General features: G+C 60.1%; 18 protein-coding genes. 4 read left to right on the top strand and 14 right to left on the bottom strand.

Annotated elements, in window-relative coordinates:
• The first annotated feature begins 15 nt into the window (after positions 1-15).
• Both ACR0JW_RS20140 and mnmH read left to right on the top strand, forming a co-directional pair.
• Positions 16-681 (top strand): SOS response-associated peptidase, encoded by a 666-nt coding sequence (locus tag ACR0JW_RS20140; protein WP_480714358.1) that lies wholly within the window; start codon positions 16-18, stop codon positions 679-681.
• 41 nt (positions 682-722) lie between these two features.
• Complete coding sequence (gene mnmH / locus ACR0JW_RS20135; RefSeq protein WP_480714357.1) at positions 723-1,775, top strand: tRNA 2-selenouridine(34) synthase MnmH; 1,053 nt, start codon at positions 723-725, stop codon at positions 1,773-1,775.
• On the opposite strand, the gene selD is transcribed toward mnmH, so the two are convergent.
• The 7 genes from selD to ACR0JW_RS20100 are packed head-to-tail and all read right to left on the bottom strand — an operon-like array spanning position 1,772 to position 9,855.
• The gene (gene selD, locus ACR0JW_RS20130; protein WP_480714356.1) at positions 1,772-3,925 is read right to left on the bottom strand and encodes a selenide, water dikinase SelD; all 2,154 of its coding nucleotides are present in this window, start codon (positions 3,923-3,925) and stop codon (positions 1,772-1,774) included. The two genes, mnmH and selD, sit on opposite strands and share 4 nt — an antisense overlap.
• A gap of 5 nt (positions 3,926-3,930) precedes the next feature.
• On the bottom strand, positions 3,931-4,317 hold the full coding sequence (locus ACR0JW_RS20125) for a Na+/H+ antiporter subunit G (RefSeq protein WP_170609573.1): 387 nt from the start codon (positions 4,315-4,317) through the stop codon (positions 3,931-3,933).
• Between the two features lie 7 nt (positions 4,318-4,324).
• A complete protein-coding gene (locus ACR0JW_RS20120) occupies positions 4,325-4,594 on the bottom strand; it encodes a K+/H+ antiporter subunit F (RefSeq protein ID WP_170609575.1) in 270 nt (89 codons plus the stop codon).
• Positions 4,591-5,088 (bottom strand): Na+/H+ antiporter subunit E, encoded by a 498-nt coding sequence (locus ACR0JW_RS20115; protein WP_170682411.1) that lies wholly within the window; start codon positions 5,086-5,088, stop codon positions 4,591-4,593. Before ACR0JW_RS20115 ends, ACR0JW_RS20120 begins: the two co-directional genes overlap by 4 nt.
• Entirely contained in the window at positions 5,088-6,629 is a 1,542-nt protein-coding gene (locus ACR0JW_RS20110; protein WP_170682380.1) for a monovalent cation/H+ antiporter subunit D, read from the bottom strand. Before ACR0JW_RS20110 ends, ACR0JW_RS20115 begins: the two co-directional genes overlap by 1 nt.
• Positions 6,626-6,985 carry a Na+/H+ antiporter subunit C gene (locus ACR0JW_RS20105; protein WP_170609578.1) on the bottom strand — a complete coding sequence of 120 codons (360 nt, stop codon included), beginning with the start codon at positions 6,983-6,985 and terminating at the stop codon, positions 6,626-6,628. The genes ACR0JW_RS20110 and ACR0JW_RS20105 overlap by 4 nt, the downstream gene beginning before the upstream one ends.
• Positions 6,985-9,855, bottom strand: coding sequence for a monovalent cation/H+ antiporter subunit A (locus ACR0JW_RS20100; protein ID WP_170682381.1), 2,871 nt, complete (start codon positions 9,853-9,855; stop codon positions 6,985-6,987). The genes ACR0JW_RS20105 and ACR0JW_RS20100 overlap by 1 nt, the downstream gene beginning before the upstream one ends.
• A 222-nt stretch (positions 9,856-10,077) precedes the next feature.
• Between ACR0JW_RS20100 and ACR0JW_RS20095 the strand changes: the two genes are divergently transcribed.
• On the top strand, positions 10,078-10,548 hold the full coding sequence (locus ACR0JW_RS20095; protein WP_170682382.1) for a rhodanese-like domain-containing protein: 471 nt from the start codon (positions 10,078-10,080) through the stop codon (positions 10,546-10,548).
• Positions 10,548-11,363: an alpha/beta fold hydrolase gene (locus tag ACR0JW_RS20090; RefSeq protein ID WP_170825347.1), complete on the top strand. Its 816-nt coding sequence runs from the start codon at positions 10,548-10,550 to the stop codon at positions 11,361-11,363. The genes ACR0JW_RS20095 and ACR0JW_RS20090 overlap by 1 nt, the downstream gene beginning before the upstream one ends.
• On the opposite strand, the gene mdoH is transcribed toward ACR0JW_RS20090, so the two are convergent.
• From mdoH to ACR0JW_RS20055, 7 genes are all read right to left on the bottom strand, one after another.
• Entirely contained in the window at positions 11,364-13,235 is a 1,872-nt protein-coding gene (mdoH, locus tag ACR0JW_RS20085; protein ID WP_170682412.1) for a glucans biosynthesis glucosyltransferase MdoH, read from the bottom strand.
• Positions 13,232-14,731 (bottom strand): glucan biosynthesis protein G, encoded by a 1,500-nt coding sequence (locus ACR0JW_RS20080; protein ID WP_170682384.1) that lies wholly within the window; start codon positions 14,729-14,731, stop codon positions 13,232-13,234. Before ACR0JW_RS20080 ends, mdoH begins: the two co-directional genes overlap by 4 nt.
• Positions 14,728-15,945, bottom strand: coding sequence for an OpgC domain-containing protein (locus ACR0JW_RS20075; protein ID WP_170808258.1), 1,218 nt, complete (start codon positions 15,943-15,945; stop codon positions 14,728-14,730). The genes ACR0JW_RS20080 and ACR0JW_RS20075 overlap by 4 nt, the downstream gene beginning before the upstream one ends.
• 31 nt (positions 15,946-15,976) lie before the next feature.
• Complete coding sequence (locus tag ACR0JW_RS20070) at positions 15,977-17,347, bottom strand: tetratricopeptide repeat protein (RefSeq protein WP_480714355.1); 1,371 nt, start codon at positions 17,345-17,347, stop codon at positions 15,977-15,979.
• Between the two features lie 180 nt (positions 17,348-17,527).
• On the bottom strand, positions 17,528-18,712 hold the full coding sequence (locus tag ACR0JW_RS20065) for a CoA transferase (protein ID WP_170682387.1): 1,185 nt from the start codon (positions 18,710-18,712) through the stop codon (positions 17,528-17,530).
• Positions 18,699-20,318 (bottom strand): thiamine pyrophosphate-binding protein, encoded by a 1,620-nt coding sequence (locus tag ACR0JW_RS20060; RefSeq protein ID WP_170682388.1) that lies wholly within the window; start codon positions 20,316-20,318, stop codon positions 18,699-18,701. Before ACR0JW_RS20060 ends, ACR0JW_RS20065 begins: the two co-directional genes overlap by 14 nt.
• A 79-nt stretch (positions 20,319-20,397) precedes the next feature.
• Positions 20,398-20,862 carry a DUF302 domain-containing protein gene (locus tag ACR0JW_RS20055; RefSeq protein WP_170609597.1) on the bottom strand — a complete coding sequence of 155 codons (465 nt, stop codon included), beginning with the start codon at positions 20,860-20,862 and terminating at the stop codon, positions 20,398-20,400.
• Positions 20,863-20,928 lie beyond the last annotated feature (66 nt).

Raw genomic sequence — 20,928 nt, 5'->3', positions numbered from 1 at the left:
AGTGGTTCATTACCTATGTGCGGACGGTTTGCAATAACTCTTCCCAACGACGCAATGGCGCAGCTGTTTTCTGCGCGCCCGGCGAACAGCCTTCCGGGCGCTCCCAATTTCAATGTGTGCCCGACCAATCAGGTGCATGTCGTGCGGACCGGTGAAGGTGGCCGCCAGCTTGATCCTATGCGTTGGGGGTTTCTGCCGCATTGGTACAAGGCGCAAAATGATGGCCCGTTGCTGATCAATGCCCGCGCTGAAACACTGGCCCAGAAACCCGCGTTCCGCGCGGCCTGCCGCGAGCGGCGTTGCCTGATTCTGGCGACAGGGTTCTATGAATGGACCAAATCCGCCCAAGGACAGCGGTTGCCCTGGTATATCTCGCGCCGCAACAACGAACCGATTGCCTTCGGTGGTGTCTGGCAGGACTGGGGTCCTGACGGTGAACGCCAAAGCACCTGCGCCATCGTCACCACTGCGGCCAACGGAAATCTGGGCAAGGTCCATCACCGGATGCCATTGATCCTTGAACCCGACGACTGGGCGCTTTGGCTGGGTGAAGCGGGTCAAGGGGAGGCCCGGCTGATGCGTCCCGGTGCGGAAGATGTGTTGACCTATCATCGGGTTGATCCTGCGGTGAACTCGAACCGGGCCAGCGGCGCAGAACTGATCGAACCAATCGAGGAGTGAGCTGGCTTTTCTTTCAGCCAAGCCCAAGATAGACCCCAGATATGGTTCTGAAATTCACCACCCTGCCTGACCTCTACACACACGGCTTCGATACCGTGATCGACGTGCGAAGCCCTGCGGAATACGCCGAGGATCATTTGCCGGGTGCCATCAACCTGCCGGTTCTGGACAATGAAGAACGGGCGAAAGTCGGCACGATCTACGTTCAGGAAAGCCCGTTCCTGGCCCGCAAGCTGGGCGCGGCTCTGGTGTTTCGCAATGCCGCCGCGCATATCGAAAACAGCCTCAGCCATCACGAGGGAGGATGGCGGCCTCTGGTCTACTGTTGGCGCGGAGGGCAGCGGTCAGGGTCGTTCACCTGGATGCTGCAGCAAATCGGCTGGCGTGCCGACGTGGTTGAAGGTGGCTACCGCGCCTACCGCCGGCTGGTGAGCCGCTATCTGTACGATGACGTCCTGCCGCACCGCATTGTGGCGCTGGACGGATATACAGGAACGGCAAAAACCGAATTGCTGGCGCATCTTGCAAAGCGAGGCGTGCAGGTTCTGGACCTTGAGGCGCTGGCCAATCATCGCGGCTCGTTGCTGGGTGAAATGCCCGGAGGACAACCCAGCCAGAAAGGGTTTGAATCCGCATTGTCCGCCGTGCTTTGCCGGATGGACGCCAGTCGGCCAGTGGTCGTCGAGGCAGAGTCGTCCAAAATCGGAAGTCTGATCCTGCCGCCCAGCCTTTGGAACGGGCTGCGAGCGGCTCCGCGTGTCCGCATTGATGTCCCGCTTGCGGCGCGGGCAGACTATCTGGTCGCTGCCTATGATGACATTCTTTCAGATCACGAGCGGTTGCGTGACCGGCTGTCACCGCTGCGCTTTCATCGCGGCCATGACGTCGTCGATAACTGGCTGTCCCTGATGGCGGCCGGAGATAAACGTGGTCTGACGCGGGCGCTGATGGATCAGCACTATGATCCGGCCTACGCCAAGTCGCAGAAAGGTAGGGGCGCTCAGGTCATTGCGGAGCTTCAGGCCGACCGGCTGGATACCGACGGTCTTGCCGATATCGCCGCCCGGATCGAACAGGTTCTAGCCCGGCTTTAAAGACGCAAGCCCGGAGCCTTGGTTAACCGACCGACAATAGCTGCGGGATATCCCGCATCACGAAGCGACGCGCACAGGTCCTGAGCCTGATCCGGGGCGACCGCAGCCAGCAATCCTCCGGCGGTTTGGGGGTCGAATAACAAGCCTGCTTTACCTTCCGCAGGCAGTTCCGGAGCAATTGCCCTGTTGTCAGCGAAAATGCTCGACCGGATGCCGTTCGAATACAACTGTTCAGCGCCGACCATTGCAGGCACGGCCTCAAGATCCAGTGCTGCACCGCAACCCGAAGCCTCGCACATTCCCTTCAGGTGGCCGGCCAGACCAAAACCCGTGACATCCGTCATTGCATGCGCGTGCCTGAGGATTTCGGCTGCTGTTCCCTGTGGGTGGGTCATGTGGCGAAATGCGGCCGCGACCCACGCGCCATCGGCCTGACCAGCCATTTCAGCGGCCATCAATACACCGCTGCCAATGGGTTTGGTCAGGATCAACGCATCCCTCGGCAGACCACCGGCCAGAGTAATAGGTTCCTGGGCGCAAAGACCGGTGATGGTGAAGCCGATGGTCATCTCATCGCCCATAGAGCTGTGGCCGCCAACAATCTCGGCACCAGCCTGCCGCAGAACGTCGCTGGCGGTTGTCATGATTTCGGTCATCGTGCGGCGCTGCAACGTGGCGGACATGCGGGGCAGGATCACAGTTGCAGTCGCCGCCTGCGGCGCCGCACCCATCGCCCAGATATCACTAAGCGCGTGCACGGCCGCGATGCGTGTCATCAACACGGGGTCTGCGGCGAAGCTGCGCAAGTGATCCGACGTGATGACCTGACGCGCCCCACCCGTTGTCAGCAGGGCCGCATCATCGCCGGGCAGGGGGGTGACATCCGAGCGTTCGGGCGCAGGCAACGTCTGCAAGGCTTGCTGCAAGGCACCACGCCCAACTTTGGCACCGCAACCGCCGCACATCGGTTTGTCACCCAATGCTTCGCGCAAACCGTCCGCATGATGCCCGGGCAGTTTCGGTATTGCCATCTGCGGCAGGTCACGAAATCTGTTCATGAATTTCTGGTCGATGTGGTTTTTCCATTTCCACATCAACGGACCGCTGAATGACGTTCCCAACTTTTCCGCAAGGGCGGACTTCCTGCCCAGCGAAATCAGTTTCAGATAATCTTTCTGCGGCACGTACCGCCGCATCCGTCCCGCTCCCAATGCCGCGCGCAGATTGTCAAACAAAACCGGCGCTTCACGGACCGCATAGACGCCGGCCTTGGGGCGCGGGTTGTCGGACAGGTGCGCGCAATCGCCGGCGGCAAAGATCAAGGGGTGGCTGGACTGCAGATGCGCGTCGACACGGATGTAGCCACCCTGCATCTCTAACCCTGTTTCAGCGATCCAGTCATAGGGTCGCGCACCAGCGGCTCCGGTCACGAACGCGGCTGGGATGTGGCGGCCATCCTCCAGTTCAACATAATCCTTGCCGATCTGGCGAATGGAGGAGTTTTCGAAGATCGCGATCCCCAGGCTTTCCATCGCCTGTCGGATGGTTTCCCCAGCCTTTGGGCCTGTGGCCGTCAAAGCCGTAGCGTTGTCGATCAGCGCGACCCGGGCGTCGCGGTTCTGCGCCCGCAACGCATGCGCCATCGCCATGACCAGTTCGCCCCCGGCAACACCGCCGCCAATGACCGCGACTGACGCGGGCCCGGGCGTCTTCAGGTAGTCGGCCCAGCGTGCTGCAAATAGGCCCAGAGGCTTCGCCGGCACCGCATGTTCTGCAAATCCGGGCACGGCGGGCATGTCAGAAGTTATGCCCACATTGACCGAAGCAACATCAAACGAAACAGGCAGGTGTCCTGATACGTGAACAACCCGGCTTGCTGGATCCAGGCCGTTTACCGCGCCCAGAATGATGCGCGCCCCGGCAAATCGCGCCAGCTTTACCAGATCGATGTCCAGCTCGTCCCGCCTGTAATGCCCGGCCACATAGCCCGGCAACATGCCGGAGTAAGGCGCGGTCGGGCCAGGATTGATGATCGTCAGTCGTGCGCCGGGCAAGGGGTTCATTCCCCATTTGCGCAGGACAAGCGCGTGCGTGTGGCCCCCGCCGATCAGAACCAGATCGCGGGTCAAAGGCAACGAAGGTGTATGCATCAGGGTCAGTTCGCTGTGTGATCCGGGACGTCTTCGACCTGCTCGACCGCGTGGGTGGCCCAAAGCTCATCTTCGCCTGCATCCGGCAGATCGCCGGGCGATTCGTGGCGATGAATGTGCCATTTGGCAATGAACAGGGCCGTGATCGGCGCGGTCAGGAACAAAAACAGCGTTATCAGCAGCTCGTGCAGCGACGCGTGATCCTCCAGTAGGACGGAATGAAAGATCGACGCCAGCAGAACGCCCCCAACGCCCAGAGTTGTGGCCTTTGTCGGCGCGTGCAGCCGGGACATCGGATCCTTCAGCTTGATCATGCCAAACGATCCCACGAAACCAAATATGCCCGAGACGATCAGGAAGAAAGCGATGAGAAATTCGAAAATGAAACCCATGTCGCACTCACTCGATAATGTTGCCACGCAGCATGAAGCGTGCGTAAGCCACCGTTGAAACAAAGCCCAGCATGGCGATGATCATGGCGGATTCAAAGAAGATCTCGGTTCCCAGCCTGAGACCGTAAAGGATCATCAACGCGATGGTGTTGATGACCATGGTATCCAGCGCCAGTACCCGCGTGCCGACACCGTCGGCCGTTACGATCCGCCACAGACACATCATGATCGCCGCGCCAAAACAGGCAAAAGTAAAGTAGATGGCATAGGTGATCATTCGAAAATCTCCTTGAGGCGACGTTCATAGCGTTGCTTGATCTGGTCCCGAACCTCGTCAGGGTTCGGGGCGTCAAGGCAATGGACCAAAAGGTTGTGCCCCTGCGCAGACAGATCGCAGCTGACGGTGCCCGGCGTCATGGTGATCGTTCCGGCCAGCACGGTAATCGCCTCGGGTGTGCGCAGTTCAAGCGGAATACAGACCCAGTTTGGTTGCCGATCACTGTCGCGCTTGAACAGGATGATCCGGGCGACCGCGATGTTGGCCATCACAATGTCCCATAGAACGACAAGCATGTATTCCACGATCATCGGCCAGTTGCGCAGTATGGGACGGTCCGGCCAGTAGGGCTGCGTGATGAACGGGATGATGATCCCCAGAATCAGACCAAACACCAGCGAATTCAGCGAGGGTTGGTTGGCAAGCAACATCCACACAAACGTCAGCAGAATGGTCAGATGCGGGTGCGGAAATATCCGGTGTAGCAGTTTGATCATTCTTCACCTCCCATGACGGCCGAGATGTAATTTTCGGGCGAGAACAATTGTCCTGCCGTGCCTTCAGCGTAGGTCAGCGCCGGGCCAGCGAACAAGGTCAACAGCATCAGGCCAAGGACCAGTCCGAATACCGCCGTGAATGCCAGCGCCGGTTGAGGTTCGGGCGCAGGCAGAACGACGTCTTCATCTTCATTTTCGGACTCTGCTGTGTTGTGCTGTGCGTCGTGGCTTTTCCAGAAGATCAGCGACCCGGCCCGGGCCAGTCCAACGATTGTCACAAAAGACCCGATCAGGATCACCGCCCAGATTGCGTTGGCGTCCGGGGCATCCCGCGCGGCGTCCAGTACCAGCAGTTTACCGACAAAACCGGACAGTGGCGGCATACCGGCCAGCGCAATTGCGCCCACGAAGAACAGCGCCGAAATCAACCCGCTTTGCGGCATCGGAGTGCCGGGCTCAATGGCGCCGCCGCGCCGCTGCATCACAAGGTCGGCCACAAGGAACATAAGCGCCGTCGCCAGTGTCGAGTGGAAAATGTAATACAGCGCGGCAGCGGTTGCGCCGGGCGAGAACAGCGAAATCGCAATCAGCAAAGTGCCCATCGACGCAATCGCGCAGAATGCGACCAGGCGCGCGATGTGCTGTGCTCCCAGAATGCCGATTGCTCCGACCGCCAGAGTGACCAATGCAGCTGGTTGCAGCCAAGCTCCGACCAGGCCTTCTGTCACTGCGACGTCGGGACCAAAATCCAGGGTATAGACCCGCAGGATCGAGTATGCGCCCACCTTGGTCATGATCGCAAACAGCGCGGCCACAGGCAAAGGCGCGTTGGCATAGCTGGCGGGCAACCAGAAATGCAGCGGCAGAACGGCGGCCTTGATGCAGAAGACCAGCAGCAGCAGTACCGCGCCGACCCGCAGCAAAGCTGTATCTTCAGGTGGAATTTCGGCCACGCGCAGCGCCAGATCGGCCATGTTCAAAGTGCCGGTCACGGAATAGATGGTGCCAAGTGCAAACAGGAACAGGGTCGAGCCAAGCAGGTTGTAGGTGACGTACTGAACCCCGGCTTTCAGCCGTACAGAACCACCTCCGTGCGTCATCAGGCCGTAAGAGGCGATCAGCAGAACTTCGAAGAAAACGAACAGGTTGAACGCGTCTCCGGTCAGAAAGGCGCCACAAACACCCATAAGCTGGAAGTGGAGCAGGGCGTGAAAGTGCTTTCCCCTGTCGTCCCAGCCGGAGGCAATGGAATACAGAACGATGGGAAGGGCCAGCAATGCCGTCAGCAGCACCATCATGGCCGACAGTTTGTCCAGCACCAGCACGATCCCGAATGGCGCGGGCCAGTTGCCCAGTTCATAGACCTGAATGTCGCCGCCCGACGCTTTTGCGGTGATGGTCAGGGCGATACCCAGCAGGCCTACGACACCGGCGACCGAAAAGATGCGCTGCAGGTCCAGATGGAATCGCAGTACCATGATGATGAAGGGGGCCAGGATCGCGGGCAGGACGATCGGCGCAACGATCCAGTGATTCATGCGTCTTCTCCTGCGCCGTCCACGCTGTCCTGCGCGCTCATGTCGATGTGGTCATCCATGGACGACAGATAGGCGGACAGGGCGATCATCACGATCACCGCCGTCATACCGAACGAGATCACGATGGCCGTCAGCACGAGTGCCTGCGGCAGCGGATCGGTGTAGGGCACGTCCTTGTACTTGTTCAGAACCGCCGGCGCGTTCAGCGCCAGCCGCCCGGTGGCAAACAGGAACACATTGACTGCATAGGTCAGCAAAGACAGGCCCAGAATGACGGGGAAAGTCCTGCGACGAAGGATCAGGAAGATCCCGGCTGCGGTCATGACGCCTACGGCAGAGGCTACGAGCGCTTCCATCAGGCCTGCTCCTTCTCTTGGTCTTCTTCTGGCGGATCATCCCGAAGCGGGTTGATATCCATCGGGAACTCCTGCGCCATGCCCGGTTGCCATGCAAACCGTGACAGGCTGTCCAGCGCCAGCATGACAGCACCCAGAACGGCGAGGAATACGCCGGTGTCGAACAGGATGGCAGTGGCCCATTCGAACTCTTCCAGCGGCGGCCAGTGAATGTAGCCGAAATCGCTGGTCAGGAACGGCCTTTCATTGAACCACGCGCCCAGTCCGGTCGCAGCGGCTATCAGAACGCCCCAGCCGATTGTTCCGTGGTAAAAGAACCTCTGCCGTTCAATGGCCCAGGTGTATCCGCTGGCCATGTATTGCATCAGGTAGGCGATCGCGACGATCAGACCCGCGATAAAGCCGCCGCCGGGCTGGTTGTGGCCGCGGAAAAAGATGTAGGCGCCCACCATCAGGGCAATCGGCATCATCACGCGGGTTGCAACCACCATCATAAGCGGGTGCGAGTCGCCCGATTGCGGCCAGTGCGGTTTGCGGTTCAGAAGATAGGCCCGGACATTTGTGCTCAGAACCGCCTCGGTCAGGGCAAAGATGATCAGCGCGGCAATGCCCAGAACGATGATCTCGCCAAAGGTATCAAAGCCCCGGAAGTCGACGAGAATGACGTTGACCACGTTGGTGCCGCCGCCGCCCTTGTACGAGTTCGCCAGATGGAAATCCGATATCGTCGGAAAAGCGAAATCGCGCAGCATCAGCGCATAGATCAAGGCGCCGCTGCCGATCCCGGCCACGACAGAGATCGCCGCATCCCGCCAGCGGCGCTGGGCGCTGCTGTCCCGTGGGGTTTCGGTTGGCAGAAAGTTCAGCGACAGCAATAGCAGGATCATTGTCACCACTTCGACCGAGATTTGCGTCAGCGCCAGATCCGGGGCGGACAGGTAGTTGAACGCCATTGACACGATCAGACCCACAACACCGATCAGCACCAGTGACAACAGGCGGTTGCGGTGGAACCACATGATCGCGAGCGTTGCTCCCACCAGACAGATCCAGCCGATAATCGGTATGATTGGTGCGGGCAGCGGCACCCGGGTCTCAAGCCCGATTGTGCCGGTCGAATAGGCGTAAAAACCCATCCCCACGGTAAAGGCGATCATGATGATGGCATAACGCGAGATGACGCCATTGTGCAGTTCGTCCGTGACCCACTGGCTGAGCTTTGTCAGCGCGCCGATCACTGCGTCGAAGATGTCTTTTGCCTCGGGCCGGGGCAGCGCATTCCAGACCTGTTCTCCGCGCTTGTGCAGCGACACCAGGAAAAAACCTCCCAGCGTTGCCACGATGGACATGTAAAGCGCCGGAGTAAAGCCATGCCACAGTTTGAGCGAATAGTAGGGCAGCTTCTCTCCGCCGATCACCGCGCTGGAGACAACGGCGACCAGCGGGCCAACGATGGCGGCGGAATACAGACCGATCAGCACAACCAGAACCACAAGAAATGCGGGGGCCAACCACAGCCCGACGGGCGGATCATGCGGATGTGCCGGGTAATCGTCCCGCTCGGGGCCAAGAAAAACGTGGCCCACAAAGCGGAAGGAATAGGCCGCTGAGAAAAGCGCCGCCAACAGGGCCAGACCGGGCACCAGATAATGCGAGTTCAGCCATGTTGTATGGGCTGTTTCCTCAAGCATCATTTCCTTGGAAAGGAACCCGTTCAGCGGTGGCAGGCCAGCCATCGACAGGGCTGCAATCGTCCCGATGGTGAAGGTGATCGGCATCAGGTGCCGCAACCCGCCCAGCCGTTGGACGTCACGGGTTCCGGTCTCGTGGTCGACGATCCCTGCGGTCATGAACAGGGCGGCCTTGAACGTTGCATGGTTGATGATGTGGAAGATGGCGGCCACGGCGGCAATCTTAGTGCCAAAGCCCAGCAGCATGGTCACAAGACCCAGATGCGACACGGTCGAAAACGCCAGCAAGGCCTTGAGGTCATCCTTGAACAGCGCAATGCAGGCACCGATCAACATCGTTACCAGACCGGTTGTTGCCACTATGTAGAACCAGGCCTCGGTCCCGGCCAGAACCGGCCACATCCGCGCCATCAGGAACAGCCCGGCCTTTACCATCGTGGCTGAGTGCAGGTAGGCCGAAACCGGTGTTGGTGCGGCCATCGCGTGCGGCAGCCAGAAATGGAACGGGAACTGCGCTGACTTGGTGAAACAGCCCAGCAGGATCAGGATCAGCGCGGGCATGTAGTAGGGCGACGACTGGATCAGCTCCTTGTTCTGGAGGATAACGCTCAGGTCGTAGGACCCCACGATATTACCAAGGATCAGCATCCCGGCGATCATCGCCAGCCCGCCTGATCCGGTGACAGCCAGCGCCATGCGCGCGCCCTGACGCCCCTCGGGCAGGTGCCGCCAGTATCCGATCAGCAGGAATGAACTGAGCGACGTGAGTTCCCAGAAAATCAACAAAAGCAGAATGTTGTCGGACAGAACGATGCCCACCATCGCGCCCTGGAACAGAAGAAGATAGGTATAGAACTGCCCCATCGGGTCTTCGCGGGACAGGTAGAACCGCGCATAGAGGATGATCAGCAAACCGATCCCCAGGATCAGCAGGGCAAACAGAAACCCCAGCCCGTCCAGCATGAAATTCGCGTTCAGTCCCAGCCCCGGTATCCAGTCGAACCTGGCCGTCACCACCTCGCCGCGCATGACGGACGGAATGTGGATCAGCAGCCCCATCAGTGCCAGAAAAGTGGTCAGTCCGGCAGCCGAGGCCGCCGCGTTTCGTCCCGCCCGGATCAGAAGGGCTGGGAACACAGCTCCGAGGAAGGGAAGGGCCGCGATAAGGAATAGGGACAAGTGCGATACTCCGGTCTGGGCGGTCAAAGTGGTATTGATTTTGTAAGGATAATTCTCTGACTGTCCAGCGATTGCAAGATTATGCGCCCGTTTCGGCGTGAAGGGCGCGCGGATTTTCCTTTGGGGCGAAAATGACGCGAACTTGATCCGGCCGATGCCAATTCGACGCGGCAATGTGCTTCGCCCTGTGATAAAACCGATTTGTCGGCATGGGAGCGCGGCGTGGCAGAAAAAGTGAACCTAACGCGAAGGCGGGTAGTTTTGGGTGTTGGTGCCGCCATCGCCGCCGGCTTTGCGATACGGCAGTACCGTCTGATTCCACAGAATTATTCCGGTGGACGGATTCAGGCCGCCGGCGCGTATCAGAAGGCAGTTTCGGGGGACATCCTGCTGGTGGATATCCGCACCCCCCGGGAATGGCGCGCAACCGGGATTGGCAGGGGCGCGCATCCGCTTGATATGCGCCGCGAGGACTTCTTGCAGGCGCTCACGCAGCTTGCAAATGGCGATCGGTCTGCGCCTGTTGCACTGATCTGCGCTCGTGGCGTCCGGTCGGCACGGCTGAGCAATCAACTGACGGCTGCCGGTTTTACCAATATTATCGACGTCCCCGAAGGCATGCTGGGCTCGGCCGCCGGACCGGGTTGGCTGCGCGCAGGGCTGCCGGTCGAAGCTTACAAAGAGGACATTTGATGAAAGCGAAATTCTGGCTGGCGCTGAGCCTTTCATTCGCCGGACAAACGGCTTTGGCCACTTGTGCCGAATCTGAAGGTACGTGCGAGACCACGTCCGGCGAATACCACATCGAATTGCCAAAGGCCGAAAACCCGCCGCTGGTCGTGTTCCTGCATGGCTATGGCGGCAGCGGCAGCGGTACGATGAAGAACCGCATTATGGTCGATCCGCTGCTCGCGCGTGGCTATGCCGTGATGGCACCCGAAGGGGCAATGCGAAACGGGCGCAAAAGCTGGAACTTCTATCCCGGCTGGGAGGGGCGGGACGAGACCGCCTTTCTGACCGAAGTGGTGCAGGACGCAGCCGACCGATTTGGCATCGACAGCGACCGGGTTGTGCTGGGCGGGTTTTCCGCAGGCGGGTTCATGGTGAACTATCTGGCCTGCGATGCACCAGAGACGTTTTCGGCCTATGTGCCCGTGTCAGGAGGCTTTTGGCGGCCAAATCCCGAAAGCTGCGCCGGGCCGGTCAAGCTGTTTCACACCCATGGTTGGGCAGACAATGTAGTCCCGTTGGAGGGGCGCATACTGGGTGGGGGCCGGTTCCATCAGGGGGATATCTTTGCAGGGTTTGAAATCTGGCGTGAAGCCAATGAATGCCCGGATACCAAACCATCCGGGTTTTCGATCACGGGCAATTTCATGCGCCGAAACTGGACAGGCTGCGCCGAAAACAGCGCGCTGGAGTTTGCGCTGTTTCCTGGTGGTCACGGTGTTCCCAAAGGGTGGGCGGACATGATGGTGGACTGGTACGAAGGCCTGCCCGGAAGCTGATCATTCCGCCGGGGTCATCGTACCCTTGCCCTCAATCAGGCGTTTCAGTTCGTCACGGTGGCGGCGGGCCGAACGGGTGATTGCGGGTTCGGCGAAGTCCTCGCGCATACCGACCATGCGCCGGGCCGTTCCTGCGGACACGCCGCTAAGCGCGGACAGCGGTATAGCCAGGGCCAGGCTGATGGCGATCGGGGCCAGCCAGACCGATACCAGCCCGGCCAGAATCCCAACGCTCAGTGCGATACCGCTGATCGTTTCCAGAGCGTGGCACAGAACAAGGGTGCGCAGGCTATAGCTACCGCCGTCGCGGGCTTGCGGGGACCAACCTTTTTGGATGCCCAACGCTGTTCGGAAGACTGCGATCATCTGTTGTACCATCAGGATCGGGGCATAGAGGATCGACAGGATCACCTCGGACAGAAACGAGATGAAAAACCGCCGCCCGCCACCGAAATCGGAATAGCGAACACCGCTAAGGGGCAGGGCCACGACGCCCAGTACCTTGGGCGCCAGCAACATTGCATACATGACCAGAATGATCAGCACGTGGCGGGTTTCAGTCATTTCCGGCCATTGCGGAAATAGCGGGTTGTCTGGGCTGAAATAATGTAGAACCGACGCATCCTCGCCCTGACCGATCAGCGCCCACATGACCAGCAGCGCGAACCACAGCGGTGACATCAGATAGCCGACCGCACCATGAAACATGTGGAAGCGGGACACCGCGCGGAATCCGGCGGAGCCCAGCAGTTTCAGGTGCTGCAGGTTGCCCTGACACCAGCGGCGGTCGCGCATGGCGTGGTCAATCAGGGTGGGCGGTGTCTCTTCATACGATCCGCGAATACGCGGCAGGAATCGCACACCCCAGCCGGCGCGGCGCAGCAACCCGGCCTCGACAAAGTCGTGGCTCATGATCAGTTGGTCCTGCCCGCTGAAAGATCGCAGTTTGGGCAGCCCGGCGCAGCAGGCAAAGGCACGGGTACGAATGATGGCATTGTGGCCCCAGTAGTTGCCTTCCTGCCCGCACCAGCGGGCCAGTCCTTCGGCAAAGGCAATGCCATAAACTCCGTTGGCGAATTGCTGCATCCGGGCAAAGACCGACTGCGCACCGATAAGTTGCGGATAACTCTGGATCAGGCCCGCGCCCGGATCACGCGCCAGCGAATCCGTCAGGCGGGCGATGGCGCGGCCGGTCATCAGGCTGTCGGCATCCAGCACCAGCATCGCATCCCAGTCCGCGCCCCAACGGCTGACCCAGTCGGCGATGTTGCCGACCTTGCGGTCGGTATTCTGTTCGCGGCGGCGGTAATACAACTCCAGCCCGGGTGCGAGCGAGGTTCGCAGCGCCTCGACGCTGGCCTGTTCCTGCGCGGCAATCTCGGGGTCGCGCGTGTCGGACAGGATGAACATGGCATAGTGATGCTGGCCGCCGCGCGCACGCAATTCTTCCAGCATTGTCCGGGCATTGCCCAGAACGAACCACGGCACTTCGTTATAAACCGGCATCAACAACGCGACGCGCAGCGGGGTCGGGCGGGTCTGGTGTTTGGGCTGCTCCTGCCGCGCAAGCGACGCCATGCCCAGAAGAACTGTGCAGACCGTGAACGAAATCCAGAAGAAATTGAACGAGATCAGCGTCAGCAGAATGCCCTCGATCAGGTTGATCCCTTCGGCCCCGAACCAGTCGGACATCACCCACAACAGGCCCAGCGTTGCGGCCATCGCGGGTGAAAAAGCCAAGGCGCGCCAGAACCCGGCAGACGGATTGTCCGTCCGGGACGGAACCTGTGCGTCACGGAACCCGGCGCTGAAATCCTGCGCCGGCATGGCCAGAGGCGCCTCGAGGGGCATGATATGCAGATCGCGGTTCATGTGGTCCATCTGTACAGCCAGACCTCGGAGGCCGGTTGTTTTCCGACAAGCAACTGCGCGCGCAGTTCGACATGATCCCGTTCGGCGGGTTCAAATGAAAATGCCAACCGCATCCCGCCGGTATCGGGGTTGCGTTGCAACACACCGTCCGAGGTTTCGGCATGAGGCGAATCCACAAAGATCGAAATCGCCTCGGGGTCGTCGAACAAGTCGCTGGCCTCAAAGTCGATGACGGCCAGACGTCCTTCGCCGAACGTATTTTCGCCCATCGCCGTGTTGATTACCCGGGCCATCGGCGTACGCTGTGGATTGTCGCCCCAGATCAGGCGGTAGGATGTATCGATCTGGCTGCCCGCAGCATACGGGGCAGCCGGTCGCCAATAGGCAACGATGTTGTCGTAGATCTCCTGATCGGCAGGAATTTCGACCAGCGTAACCGAGCCTTTGCCCCAGTCGCCTTTGGGTTCGACCCACAGGCCGGGGCGTTTGTGATAGTTCGCTTCAAGATCAGCGTAATCCGAGAACTCACGCTTCCGTTGCATCAGGCCAAAGCCGACCGGGTTGGTGTCGACGAAGGAGGAAATCTGCAACCGCGTCGGGTTCGCCAGCGGCCGCCACAGCACTTCACCCGCGCCGTTGCGCACCAGCAGCCCGTCGCTGTCATGTACGGCGGGCCGGAAATCGTCGAAGCGGCTGTGATTGGTCTGATCGAACAGGAACATCGAGGTTCCGGGCGCGATGCCCACATGGGTCAGGTCCTCGCGCGGGAAGAGGGTCGCCTCGACCTCCATCACGCAATCCGCGCCTGCGGTGACATCAAAGCGGTACGCGCCTGTCACGCTGGGGCTGTCCATCAGCGCATGGACGATTATGTTGCGTTGGCCCGGCGCGGGGCGCTCCAGCCAGAAACGGATGAATTCGGGGAATTCCTCGCCATCCGGGTCGCCGGTCTTCAGCGCCAGCCCCCGCGCCGATAACCCATAAACCTCATGCAGGCCAATGGCGCGGAAATAGCTGGCACCTTGCCAAACGCAGAACTCATCGGTTTTACCGGGGCGGTGCATCTCGGTGCGCAAGCGCAGACCGGAGAAGCCCAGAGTGTCGTCCACGGGCAGGTGTGGCACGTCTTCGGATTTGTCGAACATCGCCAGATCGAACGCGACCGGCGTCGTCATGCCGTTTTCAACGGTCGAGACCTGAACAGTACGCGGAAAATAAAGGCCCGGGGTAAAGAAATCGACGTTGAAGGGTGTCTCGGTCTCGTACCACAGCGCCCGGTCCAGCCGGAACCGGATTGAGCGATACTGCTGATATGTCAGGTCCTGCCAGTCCTGCGGCACCATCTCGCGTTCCGCATAGGGGCGCCTGGCCAGATCGCGGGCAAGCTTAATCACATCATTGCGGTCAAACGGAACCTCACCGCCAGTCGCAAACGCGGATGGGGCAAATGCCAGTGCCGTCGATAAGGTCAGAAATGCGCGGCGTGTAAGAATCATTTCTTAGATTTCCATGGTTGCGATTTGAACCATGCGGCCAGATAGGCCACACCGATGATCATGGCAAAGCCAATTATGTTGGCGGCAAAGACAGCGGCGGAATCCCGCCCGGTCTGGTCCAGCCCAACGCCGATAAGTCGTGCCGCTGCCATCGAAAATACGAACACTGCCAGCGATTGCTGACCCACCTTGGTGATGACGGTCAGCAGCCATTGCCAGATCCGTGCCGCCACGCCGTGTCCCGAGGCGATCAGGCGATGCCCGTGTTCCCCGGCGGCGACCCAGCCCAGATAGGCCAGTGACAGGAAATGGAGATAACGGAACAGTCCGAATTCGGTTTTGCTCCGCAATTCCTCGGTCAGGGGCCAGGCCTTGCGGATCAGCGCGCCCAGTTCCGGTGCTGCGGAATTCACCCAAAGGAACACCTTCCACGAGCCGAAGGGCGCGGACAAGATCAGGAACAGCGCCGCGATCCAGATCAGTGTTTTCGACACAGGCGGCGCGGGAATCCAGCCGCGCATGAATGCAAAACCGGTAAAGAACAGCAATTGCCAGCCAAATGGGTTGAAGAACCACTGGCGGTCCGACCACGGCTCGGCGGGCAGGGCCAGCACTCCGAACTGGGCGACAAGCCAGATCGCGATCGAGGTTGCCGCAACCGCCCAGAAACCGATCCGGGACAGGCCCATGAACAAGGGCATCATCGCAAGAACCACCAGATACATCGGCAGGATGTCGAAATAGTTCGGTACATAGGTGAGTGTGAAAATCCCGACCATCTGCGGCGCAGGATCGTTGAAGAAATGCTGCAGGTTCAGAGACGAGACATAGGTTTTCTCGAACGTGCCGGTTTGGTCCAGTGCGGCCATGGTCATGGCGACAAAGAAAAACAGGCCGATATGTGCCCAATAGACCTGCCAGATGCGGAAGGCGACCCGGGCGGTGCCCAGCCACCAGCCTTTGCGCAGAAAGGCCCCGCCAAAGGCAATCGCCGAGGCCATGCCGGAACAGAACACAAAAATCTCTGTCGCATCCGAGAAGCCGAAGCGTGCCGGAATCCATTTGGCCCACGGATCGTTCGGGATATGCGCGATCAGAATGATGAACATCGCGATGCCGCGATAGAAATCCAGCCGCGGATCGCGCGTGCTGGCAGGGGTCGCAGCCGAAGCTGCAACCGATGCAAAATCAGTAGCGGGCGAAACAGTCGCCATACGTTCTCTGTCCTTCCTGGTCTTTTTGTTGTTATTCGGCGGGCACGCTTTGCATGTCACCGCTGTCGCGTGCCGCTGCGATCAGTGCCCGACGCGCGAGGGCATAGTTGTCCTCGCCTCCGGCCCGCTTGGCACGACGGTCGTCAAGAATGTGCTCAACCTCATCCAGACGTCCGGCGCGCAGGCCGGAATCGATTGTAATACGTTCAAAAACATCACGTTGCGCATGGCTGCCACCTGCCAGTTGCATTGATCCGCGCGCGGCACACAGATGGTCAAAGGCGGTGCCATGCTGTCCTTTGGCAAATGCCTCAAGACCAAGTGCCGCGGCTACGCCGGGATCGGCCATGCGGCGGGTAGTGTCATCCTTGGCGCGTTTTGCGTCTTGCTGGATGCGGTTCAACATTTTTGCCGTGGCGTCTGCGCGATTGTCGCCGGTCAGCGCCAGAAGATAATGCAGGTCCGCGAAAATCAAACAGCCATCTTCGGTTCGCGCGGCGGACAAATCGGCCAGTTCTTCCCAACGATTTCCGACATTTACGCCCTCAAGCTCCAACCGCATCAGCAACGAGGTTCCGTTCGAGATGTCGCGGTAATCGTCGGTCTTGTCTTGGCGGATGTGGTGATCATACAGCTCCATCACCTGATCGATCTGACCCAGATCAAGATGCATCAGCGCCTTGTGCCACCACACGTGATAGCGGAAGTTGTTGCAGTGCGACCAGGCGTTTTCGCGACCGGCCAGCCAGTCCAGACCCAACTGCGCGTTACCGGTCATCTCATGCACATGCGCGACCGCATGCAGACCCCATGCGTCGTCCGAGACCATCCACAGTGCCTGACGGCCCGCGATTTCAGCCTTTTCATAGGCACCGGTTTCCTCAAGCGCGAACGAGTGGCAGCCCAGCAGGTATCCGCGCCCTGGATGATCCGGCGCATAAGCGGGCAGGATGCGTTCGATCGACCGGCGCATGCCCGGGGCATCGCCCAGCACAAATCGGGTTGCGTGGCTGAGTTTCATGGCCAGCGTATCCTGCGGATGGTCGCGCAGCACCGCTTCGAACTTCTGAACCGCCTGCTCCAACTGACCGGCCAGATAAAGCGCCAGTGCATCGACATAAAGACGTTCGCGGGCCGAGATCGGCTGCCGCGCCATTGCGGCATTTGCAGCCGTCAGCGCTTCGACTGCGACAGGCATCATTTCACGCCGGCCCAGCAACGCCATGAACAAACCTTTGATGGCATGACCCAGCGCAAAGTCCGGCTCAAGCTCCAGCACTTTGCCCAAGTGTTGGGGCGTGACCGCTGAATGCGCCATGAACCCAAGCAGAACACCATTCCACGCTTCGACGCTTGCCGGCTGGGTCAAAGTGTTCATTTGTCCAAAAACGTCTTGTTTCATACTTGGGTCCAATCTGATTGCGATATTTGACACTGTTCGATTTATCAGAGTGTGCCGACGGGACGTAACAGTATCGACCCTGCTCTCGAATTGGTGAAAGGCTGTGTGTGTAAAACGCGAAAAAAACCGCCGATTCAAGGGCATGTTTCAGCAACATGCCGCCGAAACGGGCACTGTGTTTCAATCGTCGAAGGGATTTTCGGCGCTCAGAACGGCCTGGGTATCGGCGCCAAATGTTGGCGGAGCCGCACGATAGGTGACCGGCGTGCGCGATAAATTGAGCGGATTTCCGATCAGTTGCACCGGCGCGGGCTGCGCTTGCATGGCGATCTGCATGTTGCGGGCCGCCGCCTGATCGGTGGCAAAAACCTGATCCAATGTTTGTACCGGACCAACGGGAACTTTCTGGTCTTCCAGACCCGCGATCACCGTTGCGGTGTCCATGCCTTTCAGGGCAGGCCGCAGCACTGCGTTCAGGGCATCGCGGTTTTCAAGGCGGGCCGGGTTTGTTGCAAAACGGGGATCGTCGGCAAGGTCTTCGCGGTTGATGAAACGGCAGAATCTTTGAAACTGTGTGTCATTGCCGACTGCCAGAATGACGTGGCCGTCTGACGTTTCATAGACGTCGTAGGGCACGATATTGGGATGCCCGTTGCCTCGCCGTTGCGGAACGTTGCCGGATGTCAGGTAATTCACACCTTCGTTGATCAGCCATGCGATCTGCGCGTCGACCAGCGCCAGATCGATCTGCTGTCCTTCGCCGGTCTGGTCGCGGTGCCGTAAAGCCGCCAGTATGCCGACGGTGGCGTACATGCCGCACATCACGTCGGCAATGCCGACACCCACTTTCATCGGCGCGCCTTCGGGGTCGCCGGTCAGCGACATGATCCCGCCATAGCCCTGCGCCATCAGATCATAGCCGGGTTTGCTCGCATTAGGTCCGGTTTGCCCATAGCCCGAGATCGAGCAGTACACGAGCCCCGGAAGCTCCTGTGACAGAGATACATAGTCCAGCCCGTATTTGGCCAGCCCGCCGGGTTTGAAGTTCTCGATCAAAATATCCGCGTACGAAGCCAGTCGCTTGATTTCGGCCTGACCCTTGGCGGTCGTGATATCGATCGCCACTGATTTCTTGTTGCGGTTGGCTGCCATGAAATAAGCACTCAGGTCCGAGCGGTTTCCGTCCGCATCCTCGACATATGGCGGGCCCCACTGCCGTGTGTCGTCGCCACCCGTTGCCGGGTTTTCGATCTTGATGACACTGGCGCCCAAGTCGCCCAGCAATTGCGTGCAGGTCGGCCCGGCCAGAATACGGCTGAGATCCAGAACCTTGACGCCTTTCAGCGGCCCTTCAGATGCGGCCATCGTAACCTCCGCGCTCAATCTCAGCGGCGATGACCGTGAATGTGTCGGCTTTTACGGCGGCATCCAGTGCCGCGCGCAATTCGGCGCGATTGCGAACAGTGTGGCCATTGCCGCCAAAGGCGCGCCCCATGGCGGCAAAATCGTGGCGGTCGAAGTCAACGCCCCGGTTGCCCATCTGACGCTGGCGCTGCTTTAGCTCAATCAGCGCAAGGCTGGCATCGACAAAGACCAGAAAGATCGGATTGCCACCCATTTCAGCAGCCGTCGAAAGCTCACCGGCGACCATCAGGAAACCGGCGTCGCCGGAAAAGCTGATCACGGGATGGTCCGGTTCTGCCAGTTTCAGGCCTATGGCCATCGGCACGGCGCAGCCCATGGTGCACAGGGCCGAGGATTGTATCAGCCCGCGCGGCTCAGAACATTCCCACATCTGGCTGAGCAGGATGCGATGCGCGCCGCTGTCGGCCGTCGCCAGGGTTTCAGGTGGAAGCGCTGCGCGGGATTCCGCGATCACTGCGGCGGGTCCCCAGTCGTCATCCATCGGGAACGCTTGCGCCAGTGCCGCTTTCACTTGTTCGGGCTCACCACCAGGCCACGTCGCGCGCGCGGGATTGCCCTTGGCGATGGCCTCCAGCGTGGCCGCTGTGTCGGCAACCAGATTGAGCCCGGCCTGATGCATGTAGTGATCGTTGACGACCGCCGAGATGTCGATCACGCGCTTTTCCTCGGGGTCCCAGATCTCGCGCCAGCCGGGGCGCATTTCGATTGGGTCATAACCCAGGCACAGGACCAGATCGGCCTGCTCCACCAATGGCACCAGATGCTTGTCCGCCAGCGGGGACAGCCCTGCAGCGCCCAGACACAGGGGATGATCCTCGGGCACCACACCCTTGGCCTTGTAGGTGGTTACAAAAGGAATTCGGAAGTGCTCAAGAAAGGCCCGCACTACACAGCGCGAGTCGTCATAGAGGACATCAAGCCCGATGATGGCCAGCGGACGCTCGGCGTCGGCGACCCAGCGCCGGGCCTTTTCAAGGCAGTTCCCTTCGGGGGCAACGGCGGCGGGCTTGGTCAGCCGGCGCCGTTTCGTGTTGCTGACACGCGTATCGGCAACCGAGATCGGCACGTCGATATGCACGGGGCCAGGACGTGGCTGATTGGCGAGCGACACGGCCTTGTCTGCGACGATATCCGCGCCCTCGGCGGTCATTACAAACGTGCCCTTCGTGATCGAGCGGTAGACCCGGGAGTGGTCCATAACCTGATGCGTATAGGTCAGCGCTTCGTCCGCGTCGACGCAGCCGGTCAGCACGATCATGGGAACCCGGTCCTGCAGTGCGTTCGCCACCACGTTGATCCCGTTCATCGCACCGGGGCCCAATGTCGCCACCAGAATCGCAGGCGCACCATCGCGATGATGTACCGCCTCGGCCATAAAACCGGCCGAGTTTTCGTGTTTGGCCAGATGAAAGGTTATACCAGCCTTCTCCAGCGCGTCGACCAGTGTCAGAACTTCTCCTCCGGGCATACCGAAAGCATGGCGACAACCGGCCTCGTACAGGCGTTGGGCCAGAATATCCGCCGCGCGGGGTGAAAGGTCCTGCATCCGTCATGCTCCGATACACAAGTTGCACAGCAGATTGCGGAGGACGCCGTCGGACGCAAGGCAGATCACGGCAGTGTGACTATTTGACTGCCGCTTCGGCCACGGCCTGAAACTTTTCGTCCAGTTCCCGGGCAATTTCGCTCAGCTTTGCGCCACCTTCTGAGGCATAGGGAGCAAACACAAATCCGGGCGTTTTATAGGACAGGGTGGCAGTTCCGTCTTCGTTTTCGGTCACGTAAAACCTGATCGGCGCCTCGATCATCGCGTTGGTCGATGTTTCCAGCACGCGCACCGCATAATCGTTGTTGAATGCGCCGATCACCTGGTTGCCGGGAATGGTGATCCCGCGCGCAGCGGCGGCCTTTGTTGGCCCGGCTTGCGTCACCACGATCAGCCCGTTTGCCTTTACCGCTGTTTTGGTGGCGTCCACCAGGTCCTCATATGACTTGTCGGTCACGTAAACCGCCCAGCCTTCGGGGATGTCGGGATCATCAGCCCAAACGGGATAGGCCAGCAGACAGAACAGGACCCGGAGCAATCTCATCACATTGCCTCATTTGGTGTGACTGACCCTGTGATGCCAGAAATTCAGTACTGGCGCATTCACATT

It is taken from the genome of Ruegeria sp. BG6, assembly GCF_056538465.1.
Note: the sequence above shows the minus strand (reverse complement) of the source record. Positions and strands in the feature narration are given on the sequence as shown.

What these genes read in the sequence shown, in the direction of transcription:
- selD (WP_480714356.1), bottom strand. Translation starts at nt 3,925, where the DNA reads ATGCATACACCTTCGTTGCCTTTGACCCGCGATCTGGTTCTGATCGGC.
- ACR0JW_RS20080 (WP_170682384.1), bottom strand. Translation starts at nt 14,731, where the DNA reads ATGATTCTTACACGCCGCGCATTTCTGACCTTATCGACGGCACTGGCA.
- ACR0JW_RS20065 (WP_170682387.1), bottom strand. Translation starts at nt 18,712, where the DNA reads ATGGCCGCATCTGAAGGGCCGCTGAAAGGCGTCAAGGTTCTGGATCTC.
- ACR0JW_RS20120 (WP_170609575.1), bottom strand. Translation starts at nt 4,594, where the DNA reads ATGATCACCTATGCCATCTACTTTACTTTTGCCTGTTTTGGCGCGGCG.
- ACR0JW_RS20070 (WP_480714355.1), bottom strand. Translation starts at nt 17,347, where the DNA reads ATGAAACAAGACGTTTTTGGACAAATGAACACTTTGACCCAGCCGGCA.
- ACR0JW_RS20125 (WP_170609573.1), bottom strand. Translation starts at nt 4,317, where the DNA reads ATGGGTTTCATTTTCGAATTTCTCATCGCTTTCTTCCTGATCGTCTCG.
- ACR0JW_RS20075 (WP_170808258.1), bottom strand. Translation starts at nt 15,945, where the DNA reads ATGGCGACTGTTTCGCCCGCTACTGATTTTGCATCGGTTGCAGCTTCG.
- ACR0JW_RS20140 (WP_480714358.1), top strand. Translation starts at nt 16, where the DNA reads ATGTGCGGACGGTTTGCAATAACTCTTCCCAACGACGCAATGGCGCAG.
- ACR0JW_RS20060 (WP_170682388.1), bottom strand. Translation starts at nt 20,318, where the DNA reads ATGCAGGACCTTTCACCCCGCGCGGCGGATATTCTGGCCCAACGCCTG.
- ACR0JW_RS20090 (WP_170825347.1), top strand. Translation starts at nt 10,548, where the DNA reads ATGAAAGCGAAATTCTGGCTGGCGCTGAGCCTTTCATTCGCCGGACAA.
- ACR0JW_RS20055 (WP_170609597.1), bottom strand. Translation starts at nt 20,862, where the DNA reads ATGAGATTGCTCCGGGTCCTGTTCTGTCTGCTGGCCTATCCCGTTTGG.
- ACR0JW_RS20110 (WP_170682380.1), bottom strand. Translation starts at nt 6,629, where the DNA reads ATGAATCACTGGATCGTTGCGCCGATCGTCCTGCCCGCGATCCTGGCC.
- mdoH (WP_170682412.1), bottom strand. Translation starts at nt 13,235, where the DNA reads ATGAACCGCGATCTGCATATCATGCCCCTCGAGGCGCCTCTGGCCATG.
- mnmH (WP_480714357.1), top strand. Translation starts at nt 723, where the DNA reads ATGGTTCTGAAATTCACCACCCTGCCTGACCTCTACACACACGGCTTC.
- ACR0JW_RS20105 (WP_170609578.1), bottom strand. Translation starts at nt 6,985, where the DNA reads ATGGAAGCGCTCGTAGCCTCTGCCGTAGGCGTCATGACCGCAGCCGGG.